This window comes from Bradyrhizobium sp. LA6.1, assembly GCF_040547805.1.
Classification (GTDB): Bacteria; Pseudomonadota; Alphaproteobacteria; order Rhizobiales; family Xanthobacteraceae; genus Bradyrhizobium; species Bradyrhizobium barranii.
Window position 1 is genome coordinate 161,501 of sequence record NZ_JBEPQK010000016.1, and the last position, 23,144, is coordinate 184,644.

General features: G+C 62.9%; 24 protein-coding genes and 2 pseudogenes. 18 read left to right on the forward strand and 8 right to left on the reverse strand.

What is annotated here, in order from left to right; genetic code table 11:
• Positions 1–2: 2 nt before the first annotated feature.
• Together ABIB99_RS32095 and ABIB99_RS32100 are read left to right on the forward strand one after the other, a co-directional pair.
• A pseudogene (locus ABIB99_RS32095) lies at positions 3–179 on the forward strand (helix-turn-helix domain-containing protein); the annotation flags it as partial.
• 416 nt (positions 180–595) lie between these two features.
• A complete protein-coding gene (locus ABIB99_RS32100; protein ID WP_247307389.1) occupies positions 596–880 on the forward strand; it encodes a hypothetical protein in 285 nt (94 codons plus the stop codon).
• On the opposite strand, the gene ABIB99_RS32105 is transcribed toward ABIB99_RS32100, so the two are convergent.
• On the reverse strand, positions 869–1,534 hold the full coding sequence (locus ABIB99_RS32105) for a TetR/AcrR family transcriptional regulator (protein ID WP_247307393.1): 666 nt from the start codon (positions 1,532–1,534) through the stop codon (positions 869–871). The two genes, ABIB99_RS32100 and ABIB99_RS32105, sit on opposite strands and share 12 nt — an antisense overlap.
• Positions 1,535–1,581: 47 nt before the next feature.
• Here ABIB99_RS32105 and ABIB99_RS32110 point away from each other — a divergent pair, with 47 nt between their 5' ends.
• From ABIB99_RS32110 to ABIB99_RS32145, 8 genes are all read left to right on the forward strand, one after another.
• A complete protein-coding gene (locus ABIB99_RS32110) occupies positions 1,582–1,779 on the forward strand; it encodes a hypothetical protein (protein WP_247307396.1) in 198 nt (65 codons plus the stop codon).
• A 132-nt stretch (positions 1,780–1,911) separates the two neighbouring features.
• Positions 1,912–2,808 carry an NAD(P)/FAD-dependent oxidoreductase gene (locus ABIB99_RS32115; protein ID WP_247307414.1) on the forward strand — a complete coding sequence of 299 codons (897 nt, stop codon included), beginning with the start codon at positions 1,912–1,914 and terminating at the stop codon, positions 2,806–2,808.
• Positions 2,809–2,829: 21 nt separating this feature from the next.
• The gene (locus ABIB99_RS32120; RefSeq protein ID WP_247307399.1) at positions 2,830–3,303 is read left to right on the forward strand and encodes a methyltransferase family protein; all 474 of its coding nucleotides are present in this window, start codon (positions 2,830–2,832) and stop codon (positions 3,301–3,303) included.
• Between the two features lie 144 nt (positions 3,304–3,447).
• Positions 3,448–3,906 carry a nuclear transport factor 2 family protein gene (locus ABIB99_RS32125; protein WP_135170401.1) on the forward strand — a complete coding sequence of 153 codons (459 nt, stop codon included), beginning with the start codon at positions 3,448–3,450 and terminating at the stop codon, positions 3,904–3,906.
• Between the two features lie 44 nt (positions 3,907–3,950).
• Entirely contained in the window at positions 3,951–4,814 is an 864-nt protein-coding gene (locus tag ABIB99_RS32130) for a class I SAM-dependent methyltransferase (protein WP_247307402.1), read from the forward strand.
• A gap of 138 nt (positions 4,815–4,952) precedes the next feature.
• The gene (locus tag ABIB99_RS32135; protein WP_247307405.1) at positions 4,953–6,155 is read left to right on the forward strand and encodes a multidrug effflux MFS transporter; all 1,203 of its coding nucleotides are present in this window, start codon (positions 4,953–4,955) and stop codon (positions 6,153–6,155) included.
• Positions 6,156–6,550: 395 nt separating this feature from the next.
• Entirely contained in the window at positions 6,551–9,688 is a 3,138-nt protein-coding gene (locus ABIB99_RS32140; protein ID WP_247518136.1) for an efflux RND transporter permease subunit, read from the forward strand.
• Positions 9,689–9,705: 17 nt separating this feature from the next.
• Complete coding sequence (locus ABIB99_RS32145) at positions 9,706–9,897, forward strand: hypothetical protein (RefSeq protein ID WP_354179345.1); 192 nt, start codon at positions 9,706–9,708, stop codon at positions 9,895–9,897.
• A 603-nt stretch (positions 9,898–10,500) separates the two neighbouring features.
• On the opposite strand, the gene ABIB99_RS32150 is transcribed toward ABIB99_RS32145, so the two are convergent.
• The 7 genes and pseudogenes from ABIB99_RS32150 to acuR form a co-directional block, all read right to left on the reverse strand.
• On the reverse strand, positions 10,501–11,127 hold the full coding sequence (locus ABIB99_RS32150) for a LysE family translocator (RefSeq protein WP_354179347.1): 627 nt from the start codon (positions 11,125–11,127) through the stop codon (positions 10,501–10,503).
• A 14-nt stretch (positions 11,128–11,141) separates the two neighbouring features.
• Positions 11,142–11,771 carry an FMN-binding negative transcriptional regulator gene (locus tag ABIB99_RS32155; RefSeq protein ID WP_354179349.1) on the reverse strand — a complete coding sequence of 210 codons (630 nt, stop codon included), beginning with the start codon at positions 11,769–11,771 and terminating at the stop codon, positions 11,142–11,144.
• A 71-nt stretch (positions 11,772–11,842) separates the two neighbouring features.
• On the reverse strand, positions 11,843–12,967 hold the full coding sequence (pdxR, locus tag ABIB99_RS32160) for a MocR-like pyridoxine biosynthesis transcription factor PdxR (protein WP_502917530.1): 1,125 nt from the start codon (positions 12,965–12,967) through the stop codon (positions 11,843–11,845).
• Positions 12,968–13,167: 200 nt separating this feature from the next.
• Positions 13,168–13,308, reverse strand: a pseudogene (locus ABIB99_RS32165) (GntR family transcriptional regulator); the annotation flags it as partial.
• Between the two features lie 81 nt (positions 13,309–13,389).
• Complete coding sequence (locus tag ABIB99_RS32170; protein WP_354179353.1) at positions 13,390–13,881, reverse strand: ester cyclase; 492 nt, start codon at positions 13,879–13,881, stop codon at positions 13,390–13,392.
• 22 nt (positions 13,882–13,903) lie between these two features.
• Entirely contained in the window at positions 13,904–14,887 is a 984-nt protein-coding gene (gene acuI / locus ABIB99_RS32175; protein WP_354179422.1) for an acrylyl-CoA reductase (NADPH), read from the reverse strand.
• Between the two features lie 14 nt (positions 14,888–14,901).
• On the reverse strand, positions 14,902–15,573 hold the full coding sequence (gene acuR, locus ABIB99_RS32180) for an acrylate utilization transcriptional regulator AcuR (protein WP_354179355.1): 672 nt from the start codon (positions 15,571–15,573) through the stop codon (positions 14,902–14,904).
• A gap of 248 nt (positions 15,574–15,821) precedes the next feature.
• Here acuR and ABIB99_RS32185 point away from each other — a divergent pair, with 248 nt between their 5' ends.
• The 8 genes from ABIB99_RS32185 to ABIB99_RS32220 all read left to right on the forward strand — a co-directional run bounded on the left by ABIB99_RS32185 (position 15,822) and on the right by ABIB99_RS32220 (position 23,128).
• Entirely contained in the window at positions 15,822–16,817 is a 996-nt protein-coding gene (locus tag ABIB99_RS32185) for a Bug family tripartite tricarboxylate transporter substrate binding protein (protein ID WP_354179357.1), read from the forward strand.
• Positions 16,818–16,835: 18 nt separating this feature from the next.
• Entirely contained in the window at positions 16,836–18,014 is a 1,179-nt protein-coding gene (locus ABIB99_RS32190) for an acyl-CoA dehydrogenase family protein (protein WP_354179359.1), read from the forward strand.
• A 20-nt stretch (positions 18,015–18,034) separates the two neighbouring features.
• The gene (locus ABIB99_RS32195; RefSeq protein ID WP_354179361.1) at positions 18,035–18,697 is read left to right on the forward strand and encodes a 3-oxoacid CoA-transferase subunit A; all 663 of its coding nucleotides are present in this window, start codon (positions 18,035–18,037) and stop codon (positions 18,695–18,697) included.
• Positions 18,694–19,371, forward strand: a complete 678-nt coding sequence (locus ABIB99_RS32200; protein WP_354179363.1) for a 3-oxoacid CoA-transferase subunit B — start codon at positions 18,694–18,696, stop codon at positions 19,369–19,371. Before ABIB99_RS32195 ends, ABIB99_RS32200 begins: the two co-directional genes overlap by 4 nt.
• A complete protein-coding gene (locus ABIB99_RS32205) occupies positions 19,368–21,011 on the forward strand; it encodes a thiamine pyrophosphate-dependent enzyme (protein WP_354179365.1) in 1,644 nt (547 codons plus the stop codon). The genes ABIB99_RS32200 and ABIB99_RS32205 overlap by 4 nt, the downstream gene beginning before the upstream one ends.
• 33 nt (positions 21,012–21,044) lie before the next feature.
• Positions 21,045–21,554 carry an MOSC domain-containing protein gene (locus ABIB99_RS32210; protein ID WP_354179367.1) on the forward strand — a complete coding sequence of 170 codons (510 nt, stop codon included), beginning with the start codon at positions 21,045–21,047 and terminating at the stop codon, positions 21,552–21,554.
• Entirely contained in the window at positions 21,555–22,505 is a 951-nt protein-coding gene (locus ABIB99_RS32215; protein ID WP_354179369.1) for a PDR/VanB family oxidoreductase, read from the forward strand.
• 89 nt (positions 22,506–22,594) lie between these two features.
• Positions 22,595–23,128: a helix-turn-helix domain-containing protein gene (locus ABIB99_RS32220; RefSeq protein ID WP_247386223.1), complete on the forward strand. Its 534-nt coding sequence runs from the start codon at positions 22,595–22,597 to the stop codon at positions 23,126–23,128.
• The last annotated feature ends 16 nt before the right edge of the window (positions 23,129–23,144 follow it).

The window sequence follows — 23,144 nt, forward strand, 5'->3', positions numbered from 1 at the left end:
CGATGAACCGTCCGGTCCGAACGGGAAAGGATTCCGACGAGGCCCGCGCGAGGATACTGGAAGCAGCGGAGAAGCAGTTTCGCCGCGTGGGTTACCATAGGACCTCGGTGGCCGACATCGCCGCTCAACTCGGCATGAGTCCGGCCAACATCTACCGTTTCTTTCCCTCCAGGGATGCGAGGCGCAACGGGCGCACGGATGAGCCAATTAATGGTAGCGAGGACCGTAGGCGCCCACCTGCCGAGATGAAAAACAGCTTGGAGATCAATGGGGATTGACTGACTCTCTCTCCGCCATTTCTACGCTACAGTTCTTTCCAGTATCCGATCGTTCGAATCCACCGCGAAATCACCGAAGAACCCTGCGATGTTGCGCTAATTCTCCGCGAAAGCTGTAGTTTTTTCCCCGTGGGTTAGGGGGAGGCTTCCTCCGCCATGGCAGTGTCCCTCAGGATCCGGTCGTCCGAAGCGACAGCAAAAACAATAGGTCGCGCGACAAAGCGGATGTGGCCACATCCACATTTTTGCTCGTGGTCTTTGCGCAAGCCGTGGGTTTGACCGTAGGTTCGGAGGACAGATTTCGCGAGAGGGAATACATGGCCGTCCTCGCTCAAACGGTGCGCCTTGCGCTGGACTTCGAGCGCATCGTAGTAGCGGGATTGGCAACGTCAGGTTCTCTCCATCACCGCGATGTTCACCTTTCCGAAATGCGCGCCGCACGTCGCGTCGGACCGCTTCTTCACGGCCGGCTCTTTCGCCGGCTTCTTGCCGCTCAAGCGGAAGCGGCGAACCCTCGGCAGCGCATTCCCCAAATCCAGTCTGCCTTCAAACCGGCCTCGGTTATTTTGACAACATCGGTCACGCACGATTCAATTTTTTGACCTTGGGGCAGGCAAATGTCCTCCCGCGTGGTCGTTGCTACCGTGCGCGGCGATGAACATGGCGACGGCCGACCGGCAATAGGATTCGATTTCGTCCTCTGCTCTCGCCTGATCGAAGCGTGCGATCATCAGGAGATCGGATCCTTTGAAAAGCGCGGCAAACAAGCGGGCGGACCGGAGAGGATCGGGCACGTTCAGAAGCGCCTTCGCGTGCAACTGACGCAACAGGGCCTCGATTTGGGCGATGACATGGGCGGGGCGGGCTTCGTAATGGAGCTTGCTTAACGACTTTTGATTCGTGTTGTCGGCCATGATCATGGCTTCGACATTTCGGACGTCCGGCCTCAACAGCGTGCGAAGCAGGGATGATCCCACCGCCATGAGCTGATCTTCAGCTGAACCGTCGACGCCTTCAAAAAGGGCCTGTGCAAACTGATGGCAGCCGGCCGCGATGGCCGCGCTGAACAGCGCCTCCTTGTTCTCGAAGTGCCGATAGATGCTGAGCTTGGATATCTTCGCCCGCTGGGCGACCTTGTCCAATGTCGTCGCTTGAAAACCCAATTCCACAAAGAGTTCGCTCGCGGCATCGATTATCGTTTGGCCAAGCGCCTCGTTGGCGGGCCGGCCGCGCCGGCGCTGGCTATTTTCGGTCACGACAATTCCAGTCCTTGACAGTATCCTAATTCTTGCATTACGATACCATGAAGTATCTGAAATGTGCAAGTCAATGGGTAGACAACCTGTCCTCCAAATCAAGTTTCACTGGGCCGCCCGGCAATATCGAATGCGGCACTGTCCGGGCGGCCAAAATAGTGATGGGCGACTTTCTCGTCGATGCCGAAGCCCTGCTCGCTGCCCGTCTCAAGCGCGTATCGTCTGACGATATTGCGCCGACCTAAAGCACGAGGGATTCCATGCAACGACGGACCCTGCTGAAACTGGCCGCGCTTTCCACCCTCGGCATCCCGCGCGCCCAGGCCACCGCCAAGTCCGACCCAACCCCCTCCATCCACAACACGGAGCCCACCACCATGAATGACGTCATCATCATCGGCGGCAGCTTTGCCGGTCTCGCCGGCGCCCTGCAGCTCGGCCGTGCCCGCCGCAAGGTCACCGTTCTCGATACCGGCCTGCCGCGCAACCGCTTCGCCGGCCACTCGCATGGCCTGCTCGGCCACGACCACAAGCCACCGCTGGACATCCTGGCCGAGGCGCGGCAGCAGCTGGCGCGCTATCCGACGATCAAGCTGGTCAGTGCGCGGGCCGACAGCATCTCCGGCGCCATCGACAATTTCTCCGTCCTCACTTCCGATCGCGAAAGCCTTAGGGCGCGTCGCCTGATCCTGAGCTATGGCGTCGCCGACCAGATGCCTGATGTTCCGGGCTTTGCCGAAGGCTGGGGCACCTCCATCGTGCCCTGCCCCTATTGCGACGGCTTTGAAGTCGCCGGTCAGCATTGGGGCCTCGTCTGGTCCGGCCCGCAGTCGCACAATCAGGTCAGGCTGTTCCGCGATTGGACCGACAGGTTGACGCTCTTCGCCGATGGTCACGATATTCCGGCCGATATCCGGGCCGATCTAGCGCGACGCAACATACCTGTCGTCGATGGCCGGATCACTGGGATCGCCCAACGCGGGGCCCATAGCGCCACCGTCAAGCTCGATACCGGCCCCGATGTCGCGGTCGACATCCTGTTCGCGCATCCGCGCAACAAGCCGTCCGCAAGCCTGCATGAATCACTGGGCCTCGCCACGGTCAAAACACCCCTCGGCATCATCCTCAAGGTCGACGAGCGCCGCGAAACCAGCATGCCCGGCGTCTACGCCGCCGGCGACCTCGCCAACCCTATCACGCCGCCATCGGTCACCCTGGCATCATCGCACGGCGCGATGGCGGGTATCTTCGCCCAGCAGTCGATGGTGGTTTGAGAGCACAGATGCAGGATGAGCATGGCCGTCGAACCGAACAGCGCGGGTGTGCGCTTCCCTCCGCCCTTCGTCTATCTGGGAGCGCTGCTGTTGGGGCTGGCGGCGGAGCAGTTCGTCATTCTGCGCTCGTTCGGCATCCACTGGTGGTTGCTGGTTGCGACGGGCGCGCTGCTCTTCGTTGCCGGCGCGGCGATGATGCTTGTGGCGGCGGGGCTGTTCCGGCGGCTCGGCACCAACGTTCCGCCGTCGCAGCCAACGACCCTCATCGCAACGACCGGTCCTTATCGGTGGACCCGCAATCCCATGTATCTTGGCATGGCGCTTATCTATGCCGGCCTTGCGATCGGCTTCGACGGGCCGATCGCCTTCGCCTTGCTCCCGTTGGTGCTGATCGCGATCCAGACGCAGGTGATCGCCCGCGAGGAGCGCTATCTCGAAGCGAAGTTCGGCGACGACTACCGCCGCCACAAGGCCGAGGTTCGCGGATGGCTCTGACTATTGCGCCGCTGCCGTCTGCGTGGCCGCCCGTCAGCCAGCTTTCCCAACAGATCGCCTTCGTTACCCGGAGCAGCTTTCAGTATCTGGAAAGTATCCATCCGTCTTGCAGAGCCGTCGGCTATCCAACAACAGGGGGCATCAATGGTCTACAGTCTAATTGTCAAAAAAGAGATCCGCAGGAGCTTCGATCATGTCAACAACCAGCGTTGGGATGATGCTGCAAAGGGCCTAACACCAAACGCGTATCACTGGGTTGCCGGAGATCATGCGTTGGGGGGTGAGCGACATGGAAAGCAATCGGTGAAGCAATGGTTCGAGCGCATGGGCCGTGTTTTCCCGAAGCTTCACATAGATATTGAGCAGGTCGAGGTGACGGGTTGGCCATGGAACACCACAGTGTTCGTCAAGTGGCGGGCCAACGCGAGGCTACTTGACGGCCAAAGCTCGTATGTGAACAGGGGCGTCCACGTCTTCAAGTTGCGATGGGGCAAGGTTTATTCGATTGAGGAATACTTCGACTCGCAGGCTGCAGAACGAAGCCTCGCTATCCAAGCTCGTGCCGGTTTGGATGAAGCTGCGGCTGGACCAATCGTGAGCTAACGCGGATCATCCGTGTGATGCCGCCATCAGAAAAAGGATATGTCATGGCACAGCGCGATGCCGATCAGGTCGCCGACTGGAATGGCCAAAGCGGGGAGCGCTGGGTCGCCCACCAGGCCCGGCTCGACGCCATGGCGGCGGTGTTCGGCCAGGCCGCGATCGAAGCCGCCGCACCCGCGACGGGCGAGCGCGTGCTGGACATCGGCTGCGGCGCGGGCGCGTCGAGTCTGGCTCTGGCCGCCCGCGTCGGCGCGGGGGGCCATGTGCTGGGCGTGGACATATCCGAACCGCTGATCGGCCGAGCGCGTGCGCTTGCGCCAAAGGATACGCCGGTCCAGTTCCGGGTGGCCGACGCTGGCAGCGCCGAGCTGCCCGAGGGCGCGTTCGACATCTTGTTCTCGCGCTTCGGAGTGATGTTCTTCGACGATCCTACGGCGGCGTTCGCTCATATGCGCCGCGCGCTCAAGCCGGGCGCGCGGGTCGCTTTCGTCTGCTGGCGCGGCATGGCCGAGAACGATTGGGTGCGCCTGCCGATGGACGCAATCAAGGGCATCGTCCCGCCGACGGCGCCGCCCGATCCCGAAGCGCCCGGCCCATTCTCGTTCGGCGACCGGGGGCGGGTGGTGCGCATCCTGACGGCGGCCGGCTTCACCGATATCGCTATCGCGCCCTTCGATGCTTCCGTCCCGTTTGGCGAGGGCGCGACGCGGGACGCGGCGATCGACGACGCGGTGAAGATGACGTTCGAGATCGGCCCGCTGTCGCGCGCGCTTGCTGATCAGCCCGACGACATCCGCGCTCGCGCCTCGGCCGCGGTTCGTGCCGCCTTCGCGGACCTCCCCGGCGAGCGATCGGTGATGATCGACAGAGCGGCGTGGATCGTCACGGCGCGCAATCCGGCAAGCTGACGATTGCGACGATTATGGCGATTACGGTGACAGTGCACTCAATCGCTACGCCACCCTCTTCACGGGTCGAACGATAGTCACAACGACAGTTAAGTGCACTGTCACCGTAAGCTATCAACCTAAAACGCGAAGGATCCCATGGCTGACCTGATCAATCCCGCGCCGCGGGACATTCCCACCTCCAGCGCCCTGCCGATCGCGGTCCTTTCCGTTCAGCTCGCGATGGGAACGCTGGCGACCAACATCTTGCTGCCGTCTCTGCCGCATATTGCGATCTCATTGAATGTCACGAGTGCGGCGGTCACGTCCGCCATCACCGTCTTTCTTGCGGTGTTCGGATTGGGCCAGCTCCTGGTCGGACCGCTTTCGGATCGCTACGGAAGACGTTGGCCGGTCCTGATCGGATTTGCCGTGTTCTTCGCGGGCAGCGTCTGGTGCGGTCTGGCAACCGACCTGCCTAATCTCCTTGTCGGCCGCGTCGTGCAGGCAACAGGTGCTTGCGCGACGGCAGTGCTGTCTCGCGCCATCGCCCGCGACATGTTCAGCGGCGCAGCGCTGGCACGCGCGATGGCGCTCATCATGATCGTGATGACCGCTGCTGCCGGGTTCTCGCCGCTGCTTGGCGGCGCCCTCGACCACAGCCTGGGCTGGCGCGCCGAATTCGCGCTGGTCGCGGCCTTTGCTGCCGTCAGCGCCGTTGCCTACGGCATCGTTCTCGGCGAAACCCACAATTCGATCCGCACGCCGCTCAACCCAGTTGCCATCGGCAGGACCTATGCCGGCTTGATTGGCGACCGTCGCTTCGCTATCCCCGCGACCACCTCGAGCCTCATCATAGGGGGCATGTTCTCAATGTTTTCCGCTGCACCGCGCCTATTCATCGAAGCGCTGCACTTCACGCCGATCCAGCTCGGCCTCTTCTTCGCCGGAACCGTCTTCATCGTATCCGCCGCGAGTATGCTTGCAACAAGATTGGCACCACGCTACGGGCTCGATGGCCCGATCCGGGCAGGTTTGTGCGCGACGGCCGCCAGCAGCCTTGCGATCCTGCTCATCTCGATGATCAGCCCGACTTTCCTGCCGTTTCTGGGCGCGATGTGCGTTTTTCTTCTCGGCATGGGTGTTGTCATTCCACTGGCCACTGCGCGGGCGCTTTCTCCATTCGGGGAGAAGGCCGGCGCCGCCTCGGCGCTGCTGGGTTTCTTGCAGATGATGATCGCCGCGATCGGCGTATGGCTTGCTGCCACAGTGTCACATGAAGCAATGTTGGCGCTCGGCGTCGTGATGAGCGCGTTTTCCCTGCTGGCTCTTGGCCTGTACGCGCGGGGCCCAGGATCTTGATTGGCGCATGACTCCGCGCGCGTTTCTTTTCAGTCGCTCGTCAGCTTTGCGAAGTCCGGCTTACGCCGTCGGGCCAACGCGGCAAGGATTCGCCAGTCTGACAATTGGATTACGTGACAGTGCACTCAATCGATCCGCCACCCTCTTCATGGATCGAACAATAGTCACAACGACAGTTAAATGCACTGTCACCGTAATATCTGTCCTGTCCTTCTAGGTTTCTTACGAGTTACGTCGTGTGAGGAGAGTTTCGGCCTTTGTCCCTAAGCAAAGGCTGAAGCGGCGAAGCGATCCAGAATCTGCCCAGCCCCCTGGGTTGCTTCGCTGCCTCGCGACGACGGTTTGAACAGAGCGGCTGTCGTTTTTTGTAACTGGATCGTCTTTCGGAGAGAGCGATGAAGCGCTTCAACCTTTCGGCCTGGGCCGTCAGCCATCCGACGCTGGTCCTGTTCCTGATGCTGATGCTCGGCGTCGCCGGCTTCTTCTCCTATGAGAAGCTCGGCCGGGCCGAGGATCCATTCTTCACGGTGAAGGTGGTCAACGTCTCCGTGCTGTGGCCGGGCGCGACCGCGCAGGAGATGCAGGCCCAGGTCGCGGATCCCATCGAGAAGAAGATCCAGGAGCTGCCCTATTTCGAGAAGGTGCAGACCTATTCCAAGCCCGGCTTCGCCGCGCTCCAGGTGACCTTCCGCGACGATACGCCGCCGAAGGACGTGCCCCATCTCTTCTATCTGCTGCGCAAGAAGGTGATCGACGTACAGGGCCAGCTGCCGTCGGGCATCCTCGGGCCAGTCGTCAATGACGAGTTCTCCGACGTCGACTCCATCCTCTACATGATGACCGGCGACGGCGCCGACTACGCCCAGCTCAAGAAGGTCTCGGAGGGTTTTCGCCAGCGCCTGCTGAAGGTCACCGGCGTCACCAAGGTCAATCTTTACGGCACCCAGGACGAGCGCATCTTCGTCGAATTTTCCCACGCGAAGCTGGCAACACTTGGCATTACGCCGCAGGCGCTGTTCGATTCGCTCGCCAAGCAGAACAACGTGGTGCCAGCCGGCACGGTGGAGACCTCCTCGCAGCGCGTGCCGCTGCGCGTCACCGGCGCGCTCGACGGCGTCAAGGCCGTCGCCGAGACGCCGGTCGAAAGCAACGGCCGGGTATTTCGCCTGGGCGATATCGCCACTGTCACCCGCGGTTTCGTCGATCCGCCGACCTTCGTGGCGCGGCAGGAAGGCAAGCCCGCGCTCGGTATCGGCGTGGTCACCGCCAAGGGCGCCAACATCCTGGAGCTCGGCAAGGAGGTCGAGAACGCCACCAATGAATTCATGAAGGCGGTGCCGCAGGGCATCCAGGTCGAGCAGATCGCCGATCAGCCCAAGGTGGTCGAGCGCGCCGTTGGCGAGTTCGTACACTCCTTCATCGAGGCGCTGGCGATCGTGCTGTTTGTCAGCTTCGTCGCACTGGGTTGGCGCACCGGCATCGTGGTGGCGCTGTCGGTGCCGTTGGTGCTGGCGATCGTGTTCATCGTGATGAATGCGATGTCGATCGACCTGCATCGGATTACGCTCGGCGCCCTGATCATCGCGCTCGGGCTGTTGGTCGACGACGCCATCATCGCGGTGGAAATGATGGTGGTGAAAATGGAACAGGGCTGGGACCGCATGCGCGCGGCGGCCTTTGCCTGGGAATCAACCGCGTTTCCGATGCTCACGGGAACGCTGGTCACGGCCGTTGGCTTCCTCCCCATCGGCTTTGCCAATTCGGCAGTCGGCGAATACGCCGGCGGCATTTTCTGGATCGTGGCGATCGCGCTGGTGGCGTCATGGTTCGTCGCGGTGATCTTCACGCCCTATATCGGCGTCAAGCTGCTGCCTAACATCACCGTGCATCACAACCACGATCCGCATGCGGTGTACGAAACCCGTCTCTATCGGATCCTGCGCAGCATGATCCAGTGGTGCGTCGACCATCGGGTCAAGGTGGTGCTGGCGACGGTGGCCGTGTTCGCGCTCTCCATCGTTGGTTTCGGTCAGGTGCAGCAGCAGTTCTTCCCGCTGTCGGAGCGGCCGGAACTGTTCCTGCAGCTGCGGCTGCCCGAGGGCACCGCGTTCAACGTCACCGAAAAATCCGTGAAAACCGCCGAAGGGCTGCTGAAGGACGACAAGGACATTGCGACCTACACGTCCTATGTCGGTCAGGGCTCGCCGCGGTTCTGGCTCGGGCTCAACCCGCAGCTGCCCAACGAGGCCTTCGCCGAAATCGTCATCGTCTCCAAGGACGTCGACGCGCGCGAGCGGATCAAGGCCCGCCTGGAGAAGGCGGTGGGCGAGGGTGTGTTGTCGGAAGCGCGCGTGCGCATCGACCGTTTCAACTTCGGTCCGCCGGTCGGCTTTCCCGTTCAGTTCCGCGTCATCGGGCCCGATCCCAACGAGGTGCGCGACATCGCCTACAGAGTGCGCGACGTCGTCAGGGAGAATCCCAACGTCATAGATCCGCAGCTCGACTGGAACGAGCAGTCGCCCTACCTCAAGCTGGCGGTCGACCAGGATCGCGCCCGCGCGCTTGGCCTGACCCCGCAGGACGTGTCGCAGGCGCTGGCGATGCTGATTTCGGGCGCGCAGGTGACGACGATCCGCGACGGTATCGAGAAGGTCGGCGTGGTAGCCCGCGCGGTGCCGTCCGAACGGCTCGATCTCGGCCGGGTCGGCGATCTCACGGTGACCTCGCGCAACGGCGTCGCGGTGCCGTTGACGCAGATCGCGAAGATCGAATACTCCCATGAGGAGCCGATCATCTGGCGGCGCAACCGCGACATGGCGATCACGGTGCGCGGCGACGTCGTCGACGGCGTGCAGGCGCCTGATGTCACCAGCCAGATCTCGCCAAAACTGCAGGAGATCCGCGACAGCCTGCCGGCGGCCTACCGGATCGAGGCGGGCGGCGCGTTCGAGGAATCCGCCAAGGGCAATGCCTCCATCTTCGTGCTGTTTCCGCTGATGGTGCTGGTGATGCTGACCCTGCTGATGATCCAGCTGCAAAGCTTCTCGCGGCTGATCCTGGTGTTCCTCACCGCACCGCTCGGCATCGTGGGTGCTTCCCTCGGCCTCAACGTCGCCAACGCCCCGTTCGGTTTCGTGGCACTGCTCGGCCTGATCGCGCTCGCCGGCATGATCATGCGCAACACGGTCATCCTGGTCGATCAGATCGAGACCGATGTTTCGCACGGCCTCACCAGGCGCGCGGCGATCGTTGAGGCAACCGTCCGCCGCGCCCGTCCGGTGGTGCTGACTGCGCTCGCCGCCATCCTCGCCATGATCCCGCTGTCCCGCTCGGCCTTCTGGGGCCCGATGGCGATCACCATCATGGGCGGCTTGTTCGTCGCGACCTTCCTGACGCTCTTGTACCTGCCCGGCCTCTACGCCCTCTGGTTCCGGAAGAGCCTGGATGAGGCCGGCACTCCCGAGCAGCCTGCCGCGCAGCAGCATGGGAGCGATGACCCCCACGCAATTCCGCTTGCTGAGAAGCAACGCTGATTGACGAGTCCTGACAGATGACACTGATTGCGGAACATATCGAAGGCGATACCCGGGATCGTTCCTTGTCCGTCGGCGGTGCGACGCAGAACGTCATCGGCATGGGCAGGACACTGGACTTCTGCTTGGTCCACATCGTCGTCGACAGTCCGATCCCGAGCCGGTCGCGCTACGCCGCGAAACTGCGCCTAAGGTATTGCTGTCGATGAGGCGAAAAGAGATTTTTATCGGAGGCAGAATACTATTTTCCAGCGTAGCTTAGAGCGTGGGTTCTGATCTGCGAAAGTTGAAAACGCCTTTTCTTTCAACGGGGATTGACTGACACTCTCTCCGCCACGCTACGCCACAGCGCTCCCCTGTGTCCGATTGTTCGAAACTACCGCAAAGCCACCGAAGAATTCCGCGATGTTGCGCTAATTCAGCGCGGAAGTTGTAGTTTTTGCCGTGAGTTCGGAGGACGGTTCTTCCGCCACCGTCTTGTTCTTCTGTATCCCGTGCTCGAAGCGACAGCTTTAAAACAACGAGTAACGCGATTGGGGCAGTTGTGGCTAAATCCGCGATTTCAGCCCGAGTCACGCGCAAACCGTAGCTCTAGGCGTGGGTTCGGAGAATGCGTTTCGCGAAAGTAAAAACACATCGCCAGTGCTCAGTCCGCCCGACGTCGAACCCAAAACTCGGCCCGGCAAATCCCCGAGTTGGTTTCGTGAAATGGGCGGTTGTGGACGGAGGTAGAGCCTCGGACAAGCAGCAGATGCAGACTCACGCAAAACGATCCGTTCGATCACCTCATAGTAGTATTACATACGTACGGCTTAGCTCGCGCGACGCGCGATAAGAAGCGCTGCTCCTAGACCGCACATCACGGCTGCCGACGCACGTCTCGTCCTCGCGACGAATTTGGGCCGTTCGGTTAGCGCTTCTCTTGCTTTGGCAGCCCAGTGAGCTACGATCAGGTCGACGCCGGTGTTGAGCGCGACGGACATAGTTCCGAGAACGGTGAACTGCACGGCCACATTCGCGGTCGTGTCAACGAACTGCGGAATGAAGGCGAGGAAGAACGCGGCCGTCTTTGGATTCAGCGCCTCGACAACGATGCCTTCGCGCAGCGCACGGCCAGCGCCGGTCGTCCTGACCTCGGTCGGCGCGGCGACGCGCGCCTCCCTCCAGGTCTTGATGCCGAGCCAGATGAGATAGAAGGCGCCGGCTATCTTCAGCGCAGTAAACGCTTCCGCGCTCGCCATCACCAAGGCCGAGATGCCGATCGCGCCGGCGAGGACGTGCACGAAACCACCGAGACCCAAGCCGACGCTGGATGCCAAGCCTTCGGTCCGGCCGCCGGCCAGCGTGCGAGCGATGATGTAGAAGATGCCCGGACCGGGCGTGATGGCGACGAGCGTCGCCGCGGCCAAAAACAGCGCGAAAGTTTGAAGTTCGAACACCGAATCTCCGGAAGCTAGGCGGGCACGGTAACAAGAGGGGCCGCGGCACGGTCTGCAGGATGCTGGCTGGCCGCCAGGCCCGCCGCGACGCCGATGCGATCGGCCTCCGGACGGTTCTGGCTCATCTTGCGCTTGCCTTCGAAGCGCACCACCGGGATGCGGATCCCGACGATGCCGCGCAGCTGGGCAGAAATGAAATCCGCGGGAGCGTCGGAGACGGCCCATGGCTTTGCGCGCGCTCCTTCGTGCTTCCGCGTCAGGCGAGTCACCACGTCGAGCAGGCGCTCCGGATCCTGGAAGAACTCGACCGGTCCGTACGCGTGCACGGCGACGTAGTTCCAGGTCGGCACGACCTTGCCGGTCTCCTGCTTGGTCGCGTACCAGGACGGCGTCACGTACGCCTCTGGACCCATAAAGATCGCGAGCGCGTTTCCGATCGGAGGGAGCTTCCACTGCGGGTTGGCCTTAGCCAGAAGCCCGTAGATTACGCCGTGCTCGCCCTCGCTTTCGTCGAGAAAGAGCGGAAGGGGGGTCGCCAGCGGTCCCTCGGCGGTCGCCGTCACAAAGTTGGCCAAGCGGGCGTCCCGGATCGTCGCGCGGATGCTGTCGGGGTTCTCGTCCTTGAAGGCGGGAGGTGTGTACATGACCGGTCTCCGTTGTAGGACATGGAGATAGCGTGGGTCTGGACTACGTTAAACGTCCAGTTTTTCTCAAATCATCTAGTCCAGTTTGCGAGGCGATCAATCTGCTCGACGGCGTCGGCGAGCAATTTGCAGCCCTTCTCGATCTGCTTCGCATCCAGAGCCGAGTAGCCCATCACCAGGCCAACCACGTCTGGACGAACCGCTGTGCGCTGGTCGAAGAGGGGCGAAATCGGGTAGACACCGACGCCCTTAGAGCGCGCCGTCCTGACGAGATCGTCCTCCGCCGCGATCGGCAGTCCCTCGAACCATGCGACCAGATGCAAGCCGGCGGCGGCGCCCTCGACCCGGACGCGGTCCCCGAACCGGCGATGCAGGGCCTGCAGCAGCGATTCCCGGCGTTCGGCGTTGCGTCTTCGAGCACGTCTGACATGACCTTCGTAGGTGCCGCTCTCGAGCATCGCGGCGAGGGCCTCCTGTTCGAGCAACGGTGTGTGGCGGTCCATGACTTGCTTGGCGGCGGCGAAGGCGGATTGCAGCCCTGCGGGCACGACGAGGTAGCCGACCCTAAGGGTGGGCGACAACGTCTTGGAGACCGTACCGAGGTAAACGACCCTGCCGCTGTCCTGGAGCGTTTGCAGCGGCGGGACCGGCTTCGTGTCGTATCGATACTCGCTGTCGTAGTCGTCCTCGATCAACCACGCATCGTGTTTTCTCGCCCACGCGAGAAGTTCGTATCGTCGCGCGACCGGCAACACGCCGCCTAGCGGATATTGGTGGGACGGCGTCACGTAAGCGAGCCGGGCTTCGATCTTCGCGACGCGCTTGGTGTCGAGGCCGTCCGCGTCTACGGGGACCGGCACCGCGATGGCGCCCGTCGCCGCGAAAACCACCTTAGCGATCTGGTAGCCGGGGTCTTCCATGACGAAGCGGTCGCCAGCGTCGAGGAGCAGCCGAGAGCAGATATCGAGCCCCTGCTGAGAGCCGTTGACGACGACGATCTGGTCGACGTGGCACCGCACGCTCCGCGATCGCCACAGATAGCCCTGAAGGGCTCTTCGGAGCCGCAGCGATCCGCAAGGATCATCGTATGCCAGGTGTACGGGCTTGCGGGAGATGGCGGCGACCATGGCCTTCTTCCAGGCGGACACCGGGAAATCCGACGGCGAGAGCTCGCCGTATCGAAAGTTCGCGACCAGGCCGCGAGGCGGATCGGTCCATCGGGAGGATCCTTCAGGAGTCGCGCCCCGAGTTGTGAGAGGTGAATGTTGCGAGCCGAAGTGCGGGACGCTTCGCGCTTTTCGATCGCGCCGACGGCCGCGCCGACCACGCGGGGCCGCGCACCTCGACGGACATTTATGAAGCCTTCCGCCGCCAACTGTTCGTAGGCGACGGTAATGGTCGAACGGGAGACGCCTAGTTCGGCGGCGAGGGAGCGCGAAGACGGCAAGGCGCCGTCGGTGCCGTAGGTCCGTCCGATTATCTGCGCCTTGAGCGTTTCGTATATCCGTCGGGCACCCATCCGCCCCGATGTTTCCATGACGCCTCCATGTGCGAGCGGCCTTGGCGTTCAGCGGAAGCGGCAACCGTGATCGCCCGTCAAGCCGAGCGCAAAGGTTTGCTACTTGTCCGTTGTGAACTCCGGCGTGCTCGCAGCATCCGGTGCTAGTCGACCGATCAGCCCGTGGATGTCGCCCAGGACCCATAGATCGGTCACCTTATCGCCTCGAAACGTGAAGATCGGAGCACCGTACCACCAGACGTGTCGCCCAGTGGGGGCATGTCCGAATATCGACTTTCGATGGATGCCATGGAAGCGCAGCTTGCCTGAGACTTTGTTGCGCTCCTCGACGAGATCGAGAATATCCGACGTGTAGTGTTCTAAGGATTCGGTGATCCACCGGACGTAATCGGCGAATTGCGCGTGCCCGACGACCGTCGGACCGAGGGAGCCGCGGAAGGTGAATTCCGGATGGAAGATTTCCGGAATCAGCGCGACGTCGGCGTGATCCCACATATCCTTGTAGAATTTCCGCACGACCTCCTTTTGCGGGGTCAGTTCGCTCCGATCCAAAACCAAAGGAGCTTCCAGTCCTGCCGGCGGTGCGATCATCTCGCGAACCTTTCGATCATGTTCATCGATTCACGTCGACGACCGTGCGCCCTCGCACTTGGCCACTCATGAGGCGGTCCGCGGCGGCGACGACGTCGTTCAAACCGATTTCGATGGCTGTCTTCTCAAGATCGGCTTCGGTGAGCAAGGAGGCGAGGCGATCCCAGGCCTCCACACGTTCCGCCTTTGGACGGGTCACGCTGTTGATGCCGAACAGTGCAACTCCGCGCAGGATGAAGGGTGCGACGCTCGCGGGAAAATCCAATCCCTGCGCCATGCCGCACGCTGCGACGGCTCCGTCCGCTTTGATTCCGGCGCACACGTTGGCGAGGGTGTGGCTGCCTACCGATTCGATCGCGGCGATCCACCGTTCCTTCTGCAGCGGCTTGCCTGGCTGCGACAATTGTGACCGGTCTACGATTTCGGCAGCGCCCAGGCTCTTGAGATAGGGCTCTTCGTCCGGCCGGCCGGTCGAAGCCACGACACGGAAGCCGAGCTTGTGGAGCAGCATGATCGCGATGCTGCCGACGCCTCCGCTGGCGCCGGTCACCAGCACGTCGCCGGCACCGGGACGGATTCCGTACTTCTCGAGTGCCATGACCGACAGCATCGCGGTGTAGCCTGCGGTGCCGATGATCATCGCGCGGCGGGAAGGCATCGAAGCCGGCAGCTTGATCAACCAGCCGGCCTTGACCTTGGCTCGTTGCGCCAGGCCGCCCCAGTGTTGTTCGCCGACGCCCCAGCCGTTGAGTACCACGCGGTCTCCTGGCGTGAAGGCCGGGTCGGAGCTTGACGAGACCACCCCCGCAAAATCTATCCCCGGCACGAGCGGAAAGGATCTCACGATCGGGCCCTTGCCGGTAATCGCGAGGCCATCCTTGTAGTTCAGCGTGCTGAACTCGACGTCGACGGTCACGTCACCTTCGGGGAGGCGGCTGTCCGGCAATTCGGCGACGTCGGCGCGGTATCCCCGCTCGTCCTTCTCGATCAACACGGCTTTGAACAACTTGAACTCCTCTTTCACGTTTTTCTTTTGGACCGGGGCTTCGTCCCGTCCGGCCGCGGGAGACCGGCGACGAAGCCGAAGATGAAGGTATCGAGCGGGCCGCCGTTCTTGACGAGGCGCGCCCGCATCACCGCTCCCTCCCAGCCGATCCAGAAGAACTCCGCCAAGACATCGCAATCCGCGGCGGCGTCGACCTCGCCGGCGTTGCATGCGAGTTCCAGACAACGCGCCACCTTCCGCTGCCATCCCTTGATGATCTCGTCCAACGCGGACCTGTAGTCGTCGGGGAGAGCCTCGACCTCTTGGCTGAGGTTTCCGACGAGGCAGCCGCGCGTATAGCCGTATTTCGCCATGCCCGCTTTGGCGTCTTCGACGAAAGCTCGCATGCGCGCCAACGGCGCAAGCCTTTCGTCGTTCAGGGCGCGGTCCAGCTTGTGCCGGAAGAAGGAGTCGTAGGCCCTCATGATTTCGCGGCCATACTCGGCCTTGCTTTCGAAGTAATGGTAGAACGACCCCTTCGGCACGGTGGCGCGGCGCAGCAGCGCGTCCAAGCCCGTAGCGGCAAAACCCTGCTGGGTCATCACCTCCATTCCGCAACGGATCAGGACGTCGCGTGTCGGCGCATATCCGACGTCGTGCCGGTTCGTCACGCCCGGCCGATGATGACTATCTGCAGATTTCGCCATTTGTGACCTCATTAGACCGATCGTCTAGAACACAACCGTTGGAGCTAGGCAAGTGTCGACTGGAGCACCGGCCAGGCGGTAGGCAAGAAAAAATTCACTTAGACTGCTGCCAAATATCGCACATTGAAAACTTTCTCCGCAGTCTTTGCCGAGTCATTGTGCGGTCCGTGTCGCTTCATACGAGTTTCATACTTGACACAAAGTGTCCTTCTAATCGAAGGTTGGTCATTCTTCGAGAGAGGTGCTGGATGTTTCGATCGTTCCGAAAAACCGCGTCGATTGCCGCCGGCGCCGCCGTTCTTTGTCTCGGCTTCCTCACTGGACCGGTCGATGCCGCCGATGCCTATCCCTCGACCACGATCAAGCTGGTCGTGGGATTCCCGCCCGGAGGTCCCACGGACATCATCGGCCGGGTGATCGGGCGTCTGCTCTCGAAGGAGTTGAACCAGACCGTCATTGTGGAGAACAACGGCGGCGCCGGCGGAATGATCGCAGCATCCAACGTCTCCCGCGCGAAGCCCGACGGGTACACGCTTCTCGTCGCGGTGGAGTCCTCGAATACTCGCGCCAAGGCACTCTATTCGTCCGTGCGCTACGATCAGCAGAATGGCTTCACCTACATCCGGAAGGTCGCGAAGCAGCGGAACCTGCTCGTGGTGAACCCGAAGTTTCCCGTATCCAGTGTTCCGGAGCTCGTCGCCTATCTGAAGGCGCATCCAGGAGAAGTGAACTTCGGCGGTACGTTCGGGGCGACATCTCACGTCGGCGGCACGCTGTTCGACATGGCCTACGATACGAAGATGTCGTTCATCAACTATTCGGGCGGCAATCAACCGATCGTCGATTGCATGTCGGGGATCTTGCAGGTGGGCTTCTTCACCGAAGCCACGATAGGTCAGCAGGTCAAGGCAGGATCCCTGAAGGCGCTCGCGGTGACGTCGGCCGACCGGTCGCCGGACTTCCCGGATCTGCCGACGATCGAACAGGCGGGCGGCAAGCCCATCGATATCTCCCCATGGTTCGGGGTCGCGGGCCCGCCGGGCCTTCCGGCCGAAGTCGTCGCCAAGATTGGCGCCGCCCTCGACAAGGCTTCGAGCGATCCGGAATTCCTGAAGCAACTGGAAACGATCGGCGCCACCTTGATCACCGGTTCGACGGTGGAGAGCTTTACGGCCGACGTCGGAAAGGAAGAGGCCTACTGGAATAAGTGGGCCAAGGATATCGGGGCGCCTCTTCAGAAGTAGCTCGCCGAAGGATCACCCATGGACTTCTATCACCAGTACGACGCTCATCTTTCCGCTGACGAGCGTGACCACGTGGCGAAGGCGCGGGCGTTCTGTGCTGGTGCCTTTTCCGCGAGCGTCTTCGCCGCGCACATGACGGGTGAGGCGTTTCCGGAAAAGTGGATCGCCGAGTGGGCAGCGATCGGCATGCTGGGACTTCAGGCCAAGCGCGCTCACGGTGGCTTGGAAGCGTCCTACCTGTGCAAGATCCGCGTAGCGCAGGAGATGGCGCGCCACGGCTTCGCAGCGGCGTTCTGCCTGAACCATCATCAAGGCGGAGCGACGCGTCTTTCCCAGACTGGTACGCCGATCCAGATCGAGCGACTATTGCAGCCCGCGCTGCGCGGGGAGCTTCTCCTGACGACAGCCATGACCGAGCCGGCCGGCGGCAGCGATGTCTCCGCCCTTACCACGACGGCCGTTCCGGTCGACGGCGGCTGGGCTCTGAGCGGCACCAAGGCGTGGATGACGGACGGCTTGCTGGTCGGCGGTTTGATCGTCCTGGCCCGCGTGGGCAACGCTGCGGGGGCAGCGGACATCGCCAGCTTCTATGTCCCATTCGGCGAGGCCGAAACGGTGAAGCGGAGTGAGATCATCATTCCCGGGGCGCGTTCCTTCCGCCTGGCCGAGGTGGCCTTCGACGCTCACTTCATTCCCGAGTGGTGTCTAATCGCAGCGCCGGGGGCCGCGCTCAAGGCGTCGATGGCTTCGGTCAACGCGGCCCGCGTTCATGTGGCGGCCATGTGCGTCGCGACTCTGCATGCGGCTCTGTGCGAGGCGGTCGACTACTGCGACGGCCGACAGGCCTTCGGAAAGCCGCTGACCGGACATCAGGGCCTTCGCTGGGAGCTCGCGGACGTGTCGGTCCGGCTCGAAGCCGCCAACGCGCTCGTTTTCCGCGCCGCCGAGCAGATACAGACCCGGGGAAATCCTGTCGCGCTGGCTGCGCAGGCTAAGAAGTTCGCAGTCGACACGGCGCTCTGGGGCATCGATCAGTGCGTCCGGATCGTGGGCGCGACCGGCGCCAGCGCAGCCCACCGCCTGAACATGCATTTCGCCGAGGTCCGGATGGCGGCCTACGCCGACGGCACCAACGAGATGCTGCTCGACCGGGTCGGTCGCAGCCTGTCCACGACGTACCCTAAATCAATCCCGTAGCAAAAACGGCGGACTAAACGATGCGCAACGTAGTGGTTGAGAACGCGGCGGCGGCCGTGGAAGGCATCAGGGACGGCGACACCGTCATGATGGGCGGGTTTGGCGGAGCGGGCCTTCCGCTCGGCGTGGTCAAGGCGGTGCTCGAGCGGGGCGTCCGCGACTTGACGCTGATATCCAACAACGCCGGCTCCACGGAAGACGATCTGTCGCTTTGGTTCGAAGCCAAGATCGTCCGCAAAATCGTGTGCTCCTATCCGCGAAGCGCAAAGCAGTTCGCCGAACAATATCGTGCCGGCACGGTCGATCTCGAACTCGTTCCACAGGGCACACTGGTGGAACGCATTCGGGCTGGGGGCGCCGGTCTTGGTGGCTTTCTTTCTCCCGTCGGCGTCGGAACGGTGTTCGCGGACGGCAAAGAGAAGATCGTCGTTGATGGGCGCGAGTTCATTCTCGAGCTTCCGCTTCGGGCAGATTTTGCTTTCGTCAAGGGGCATCTCGCCGACACGCTAGGCAACGTCACCTACAACAAGACGGCGCGCAATCACTGCGCGGTCATGGCGACCGCCGGCCGGACGGTGGCCGTGGAGGTCGATCGCGTGGTCGAGGCCGGCGACTTGGATCCGGAAGCCATCGTCACGCCCTGCATCTTCGTGGACCGCGTTTTCGCAAGGAGTTCCCGATGACCCCGCTTTCACGCGACGCGCTGGCACGCATGGTCGCGCTTCATCTGCCGGAAGAGGGCTTCGTCAATCTCGGCATCGGCGCTCCGACGCACGTGGCTGACTACCTGCCGACCGGCTCCGGCGTGATCCTTCACAGCGAGAACGGCATCCTCAACGTGGGCCCAAAGCCAACGGCGGGCGAAGAGGACTGGGATCTCATCAACGCCGGGAAGATGCCGATCTCGCTCCGGACCGGAGGCTCCTACTTCGACTCCAGCCTCTCGTTCGCGATGATGCGGGGCGGCCATCTCGATGTCGCCGTGCTCGGCGCGTTTCAGGTCTCCAAGGACGGCGACCTCGCCAACTGGACGACCGGCGACAACGGGTCTCCCCCTGGGATCGGCGGAGCCATCGATCTGGCGGTCGGCGCCAAGTCGATCTGGGTGATGATGGACCACACCACGAAGGATGGCCGCTCCCGCATCGTGGAGCGATGTGGATATCCGCTCACGGCGCGCAGAGTGGTAACCCGCATCTTCACCAACCTCTCCATCATCGACGTGACCGAGGATGGTCTGGCGGTGCGAGCACTGCTCGACGGCTTCACGATCGACGCGCTGCGCGATCGGACGGAGGCGCCGCTGCGCATCGCCGGCGAGATCCTGACCATCAGGCAGGATGGGAGCGTCGCATGATCTATCGCGTCGCCGAGCTCGTCGCGGACAGCCTCGTCGCTCATGGGGTCGACCGGGCCTTCGGGGTGCCAGGAGAGAGCTTTCTGGCGCTGCTGGATGCGTTGCGCGATCGCAACGACTTCGATCTGGTGACCTGCCGACACGAAGGAAGCGCGAGTCTCGCGGCCGTCGCGGACGCCAAGCTCACGGGTCGTGCGGGCGTCGTGATGGCGAGCCGTGGTCCGGGCGCCTTCAACGCCGCGCTCGGACTACACGTGGCTGCGCAGGAGGCGATCCCGCTGGTGATGCTGGTCGGTCAGGTCGACCGTCCGAATCTCGCGCGCGACGCCGTGCAGGAGATCGACTGTGGCCGTTCGTTCGACGGCGTGCTGAAATGGTCGGTGCGTCTGAACTCGGCAGATCTCGTTCCGGAGATGATGGCCCGCGCGTTCGCGGTGGCCCATACTGGAACGCCCGGTCCCGTTGCGGTCGAGCTGCCTGAGGATCTCCTTGAGGAAGCCGCCGAGGGGCTCTCCATCAGAACCAACGGGCTCGCGCGTCCGGAGCCGGGCGGTGCGGCTATCGAAATTGCGGCGGCGGCGTTGACGGCAGCAGAGCGGCCGATCCTGCTGGTTGGCGGCGAATGTCGAACGGCATCGTTCCGCGAAGACCTGGTCACGTTCTCCGAGAAGTGGAGCGTCCCTGTTGTCACCATGAACAAGATGCAGGACCAGTTTCCGAACGCTCACCCGCTATGGGCCGGTCAGTTCGGATTCTTCCCGTCCCAGCCCCACGTGAAACTGCTCGAACGCTCCGACCTCATCGTCGCCGTCGGGACGCGTCTGGGTGATCTGTCCTCGCTCGGCTTTGCGTTTCCGAGACAGGCCGAGCCGCGCCAAGCGTTGGTCCACGTCTATCCGGATCCTGATGCGATCGGAAAGCGCGTTCAGACTGACGTCGCGGTCGTCTCTGGATCGCATGCGTTCGTAACGGCCATGCTCGCCGCTCCCGCGGCAGCGCGGGACCGGACCGAGTGGCTCCGGGCAGCCGCCGCGGTGCGGACGGCCACGCACGGTTGGCCTCGTTTCGGCGTACCGCCGGCGGACGTCTTCGGTCACGCGGTGGCCGCCATCGCCACGCACTTCAGGCCCGACGGCATCGTCACGACTGACTCCGGCAATTTCGCCGGATGGGTCCATCGCATCTTCAGCCTCGAGCCGGCTGCGCGGCTGCTCGGCTCGGCGTGCGGGGCGATGGGCAGCGGGGTCCCGTCCGGGCTCGCCGCGAGCCTCCGTTTTCCGGGCCGGCAGGTGGTCGCCTTCTGCGGAGACGGCGGCTTCCTGATGACGGGCAACGAACTGGCGACGGCCGTCGCCAGAGGCGCGAACCTCAAGATCGTCGTATCCAACAACCGGTCCTACGGGACCATCCGGTCGCACCAGGAGCGGGCCTTTCCAGATCGTCCGTACGGTACCGACCTTTCGAATCCCGACTTCGCCGCTTTGGCACGCGCCTTCGGTGCTACGGGCTTCGTCATCGAGGACGCGGAGAGTGCTCCGTCGACGGTCGCAGAGGCCATGACGGCCAAAGGACCGGTCGTCATCGAGGTGCGATCGGACGTGCGCCAGACGCCCGACAAATCGCTCGCCGCATCACGTTGAGACCAGTTCAGATCAAAGCCAGGGAGAAACACGATGGACGCGATCGCAGTCGAGAAACCCCAGGCCGCGATGTCCTGGCAGGGTGTCGTGCGCTTCCTTCACAAGACCCCGCGCGCCTTTTTGCCGATGCGCTCGTTTCCTTCGCTTGAGCTCGTCGCCGGACGCGGCATCGAGGGCGATCGATATTTCGTTGGCCACGAAACTGGATTCTATTCCCACAAGCCGGAGGAGGGACGGCAGGTCACCCTGTTCGAGATTGAGACGCTCGAGGCACTGCGGCGCGACCACAAGATCGAGTTGCTGCCAGATGAACATCGCCGCAACGTGACTGTCGAAGGCGTCCCGCTGAATCATCTCGTTGGCCGCCGCTTTCGGTTAGGAGAGGCGATCGCAGAGGCGACCCGTCTTTCGACGCCGTGCCGGCACATCGAAGAGATACTCGGCAAATCGGTCTTCGATCCGCTGATCAACCGGTCGGGGTTGAACTGCAAGATCATCGCTGGGGGTACCCTGCGCGTGGGCGATGCCGTGAGGCCGATCTAGATGGCGAAAGCGATCAAGACGGTCTCCGCAATTGTCTCCAAGGTCGAGGATCTGGGCAACGACACCAAGCGCTTCACGCTGGTCGACCAGGATGATTGGGAACTGCCGCCATTCCGGCCCGGGGCGCACATCGATGTCCACCTGGCGCAGGGTCTCGTCCGAACCTATTCGCTCTGCAATGAGCCGGACGACGATCGGCGTTACGTGATCGCGGTGAAACGCGAGCGCGAAGGCCGCGGCGGCTCGAGCTTCCTGCACGACCGGGTAGAGGCGGGACAGCCGATTTCCGTCTCGCTGCCGCGCGGCGGGATCGCGCTGGATCCGGAGGGGACGAACGTATTCGTCGCCGGAGGCATCGGAGTGACCCCGTTCATCTCAGCGATCCGGCATCTCGAGCGCCGAGGGCGCTCAAATTACGTGCTGCATTGGACCAGTCGCGGACGGCCGGTCCTACCCGATATGATCGTGCCAGCGATCGACGCGGGCCGCGTCCACCTGTACGACACGACCAGGCAGGCCAAGCCTGTCGTCGCCGCGATCGTCGGAGAATTCACCGGATCTGGTCTGGCGGCCTGCTGCGGACCCGACCCGATGCTGAAAGCCTTCGAAGATGCCGTTTCGGCCTGGCCGGAAGAGCGGAAGCACATCGAGATGTTCACGCCGCCGAAGGTGTCCGCCAAAAGCGATGTGCCTCCCTACGAACTCTATCTATCGGCGAGCAAGAAGTTGGCGACGGTCACGCCGGATGTTGGTCTTCTCGGGACGCTGGACGCGCTCGGCGTCGACGTGCCCGTGTCCTGCGGCGGCGGCATTTGTGGTGCGTGCCGCACGCGCTGGTCCGAGGGGCCGCCTATCCATCGCGATCGCGTGCTTTCACCCGCCGAGCGGCAGAATGAACTCATCGTCTGCGTGGGCGACTGCGCCGGACAGAGACTGGTGCTGGATCTCTGATCGGTCGGAGAGCCCTTTCTACAGTTTGAATTGTCGGTGGTTTGGTGCGAGATCGATGCAGGCAATAACTTCGGAAAGATCCGAGCGAGATGACACTCAACCTCAAATTCCTCCGCGTGCAGAGCGGCATGACGCTGGAACAGCTTGCCGCCGATTCCGGTCTGACCCGCAGCTATCTTTCCAAGCTCGAACGCGGGCTGTCCTCTCCGTCGATAGGCTCCGCGCTCAAGATCGCCGAGGCGCTCGGAACGACCTTAGACCACTTTTACGGCCAACCCGACGACCACGACCCGATCACGATCGTCCGCGCGAAGAACGGGAAGGCGGGCGACGTCGACACTCACCTGTCACTTGTCGCTGGACTGGCTCCCGAACGCACGATGCGTGCCTTCATCGTGCGGCCGACCAAGACGGCGAAACGCGGTCGCATCATGAGCCACCACGAAGGTGAGGAGATCTTGTTCATCCTCACCGGCCGGATCGAACTCGTCATCGGAAAGCGCAAGGAGACCCTGAATCCCGGCGATTGCATCCAATTCGATTCCACGATCCCGCACAAGCTGATCCAGGTGTCTTCCGAACCGGCATCGGCGCTCGTCGTGATAGCGACCAAGACCGCATAGAGGTGCCGAGAATGCC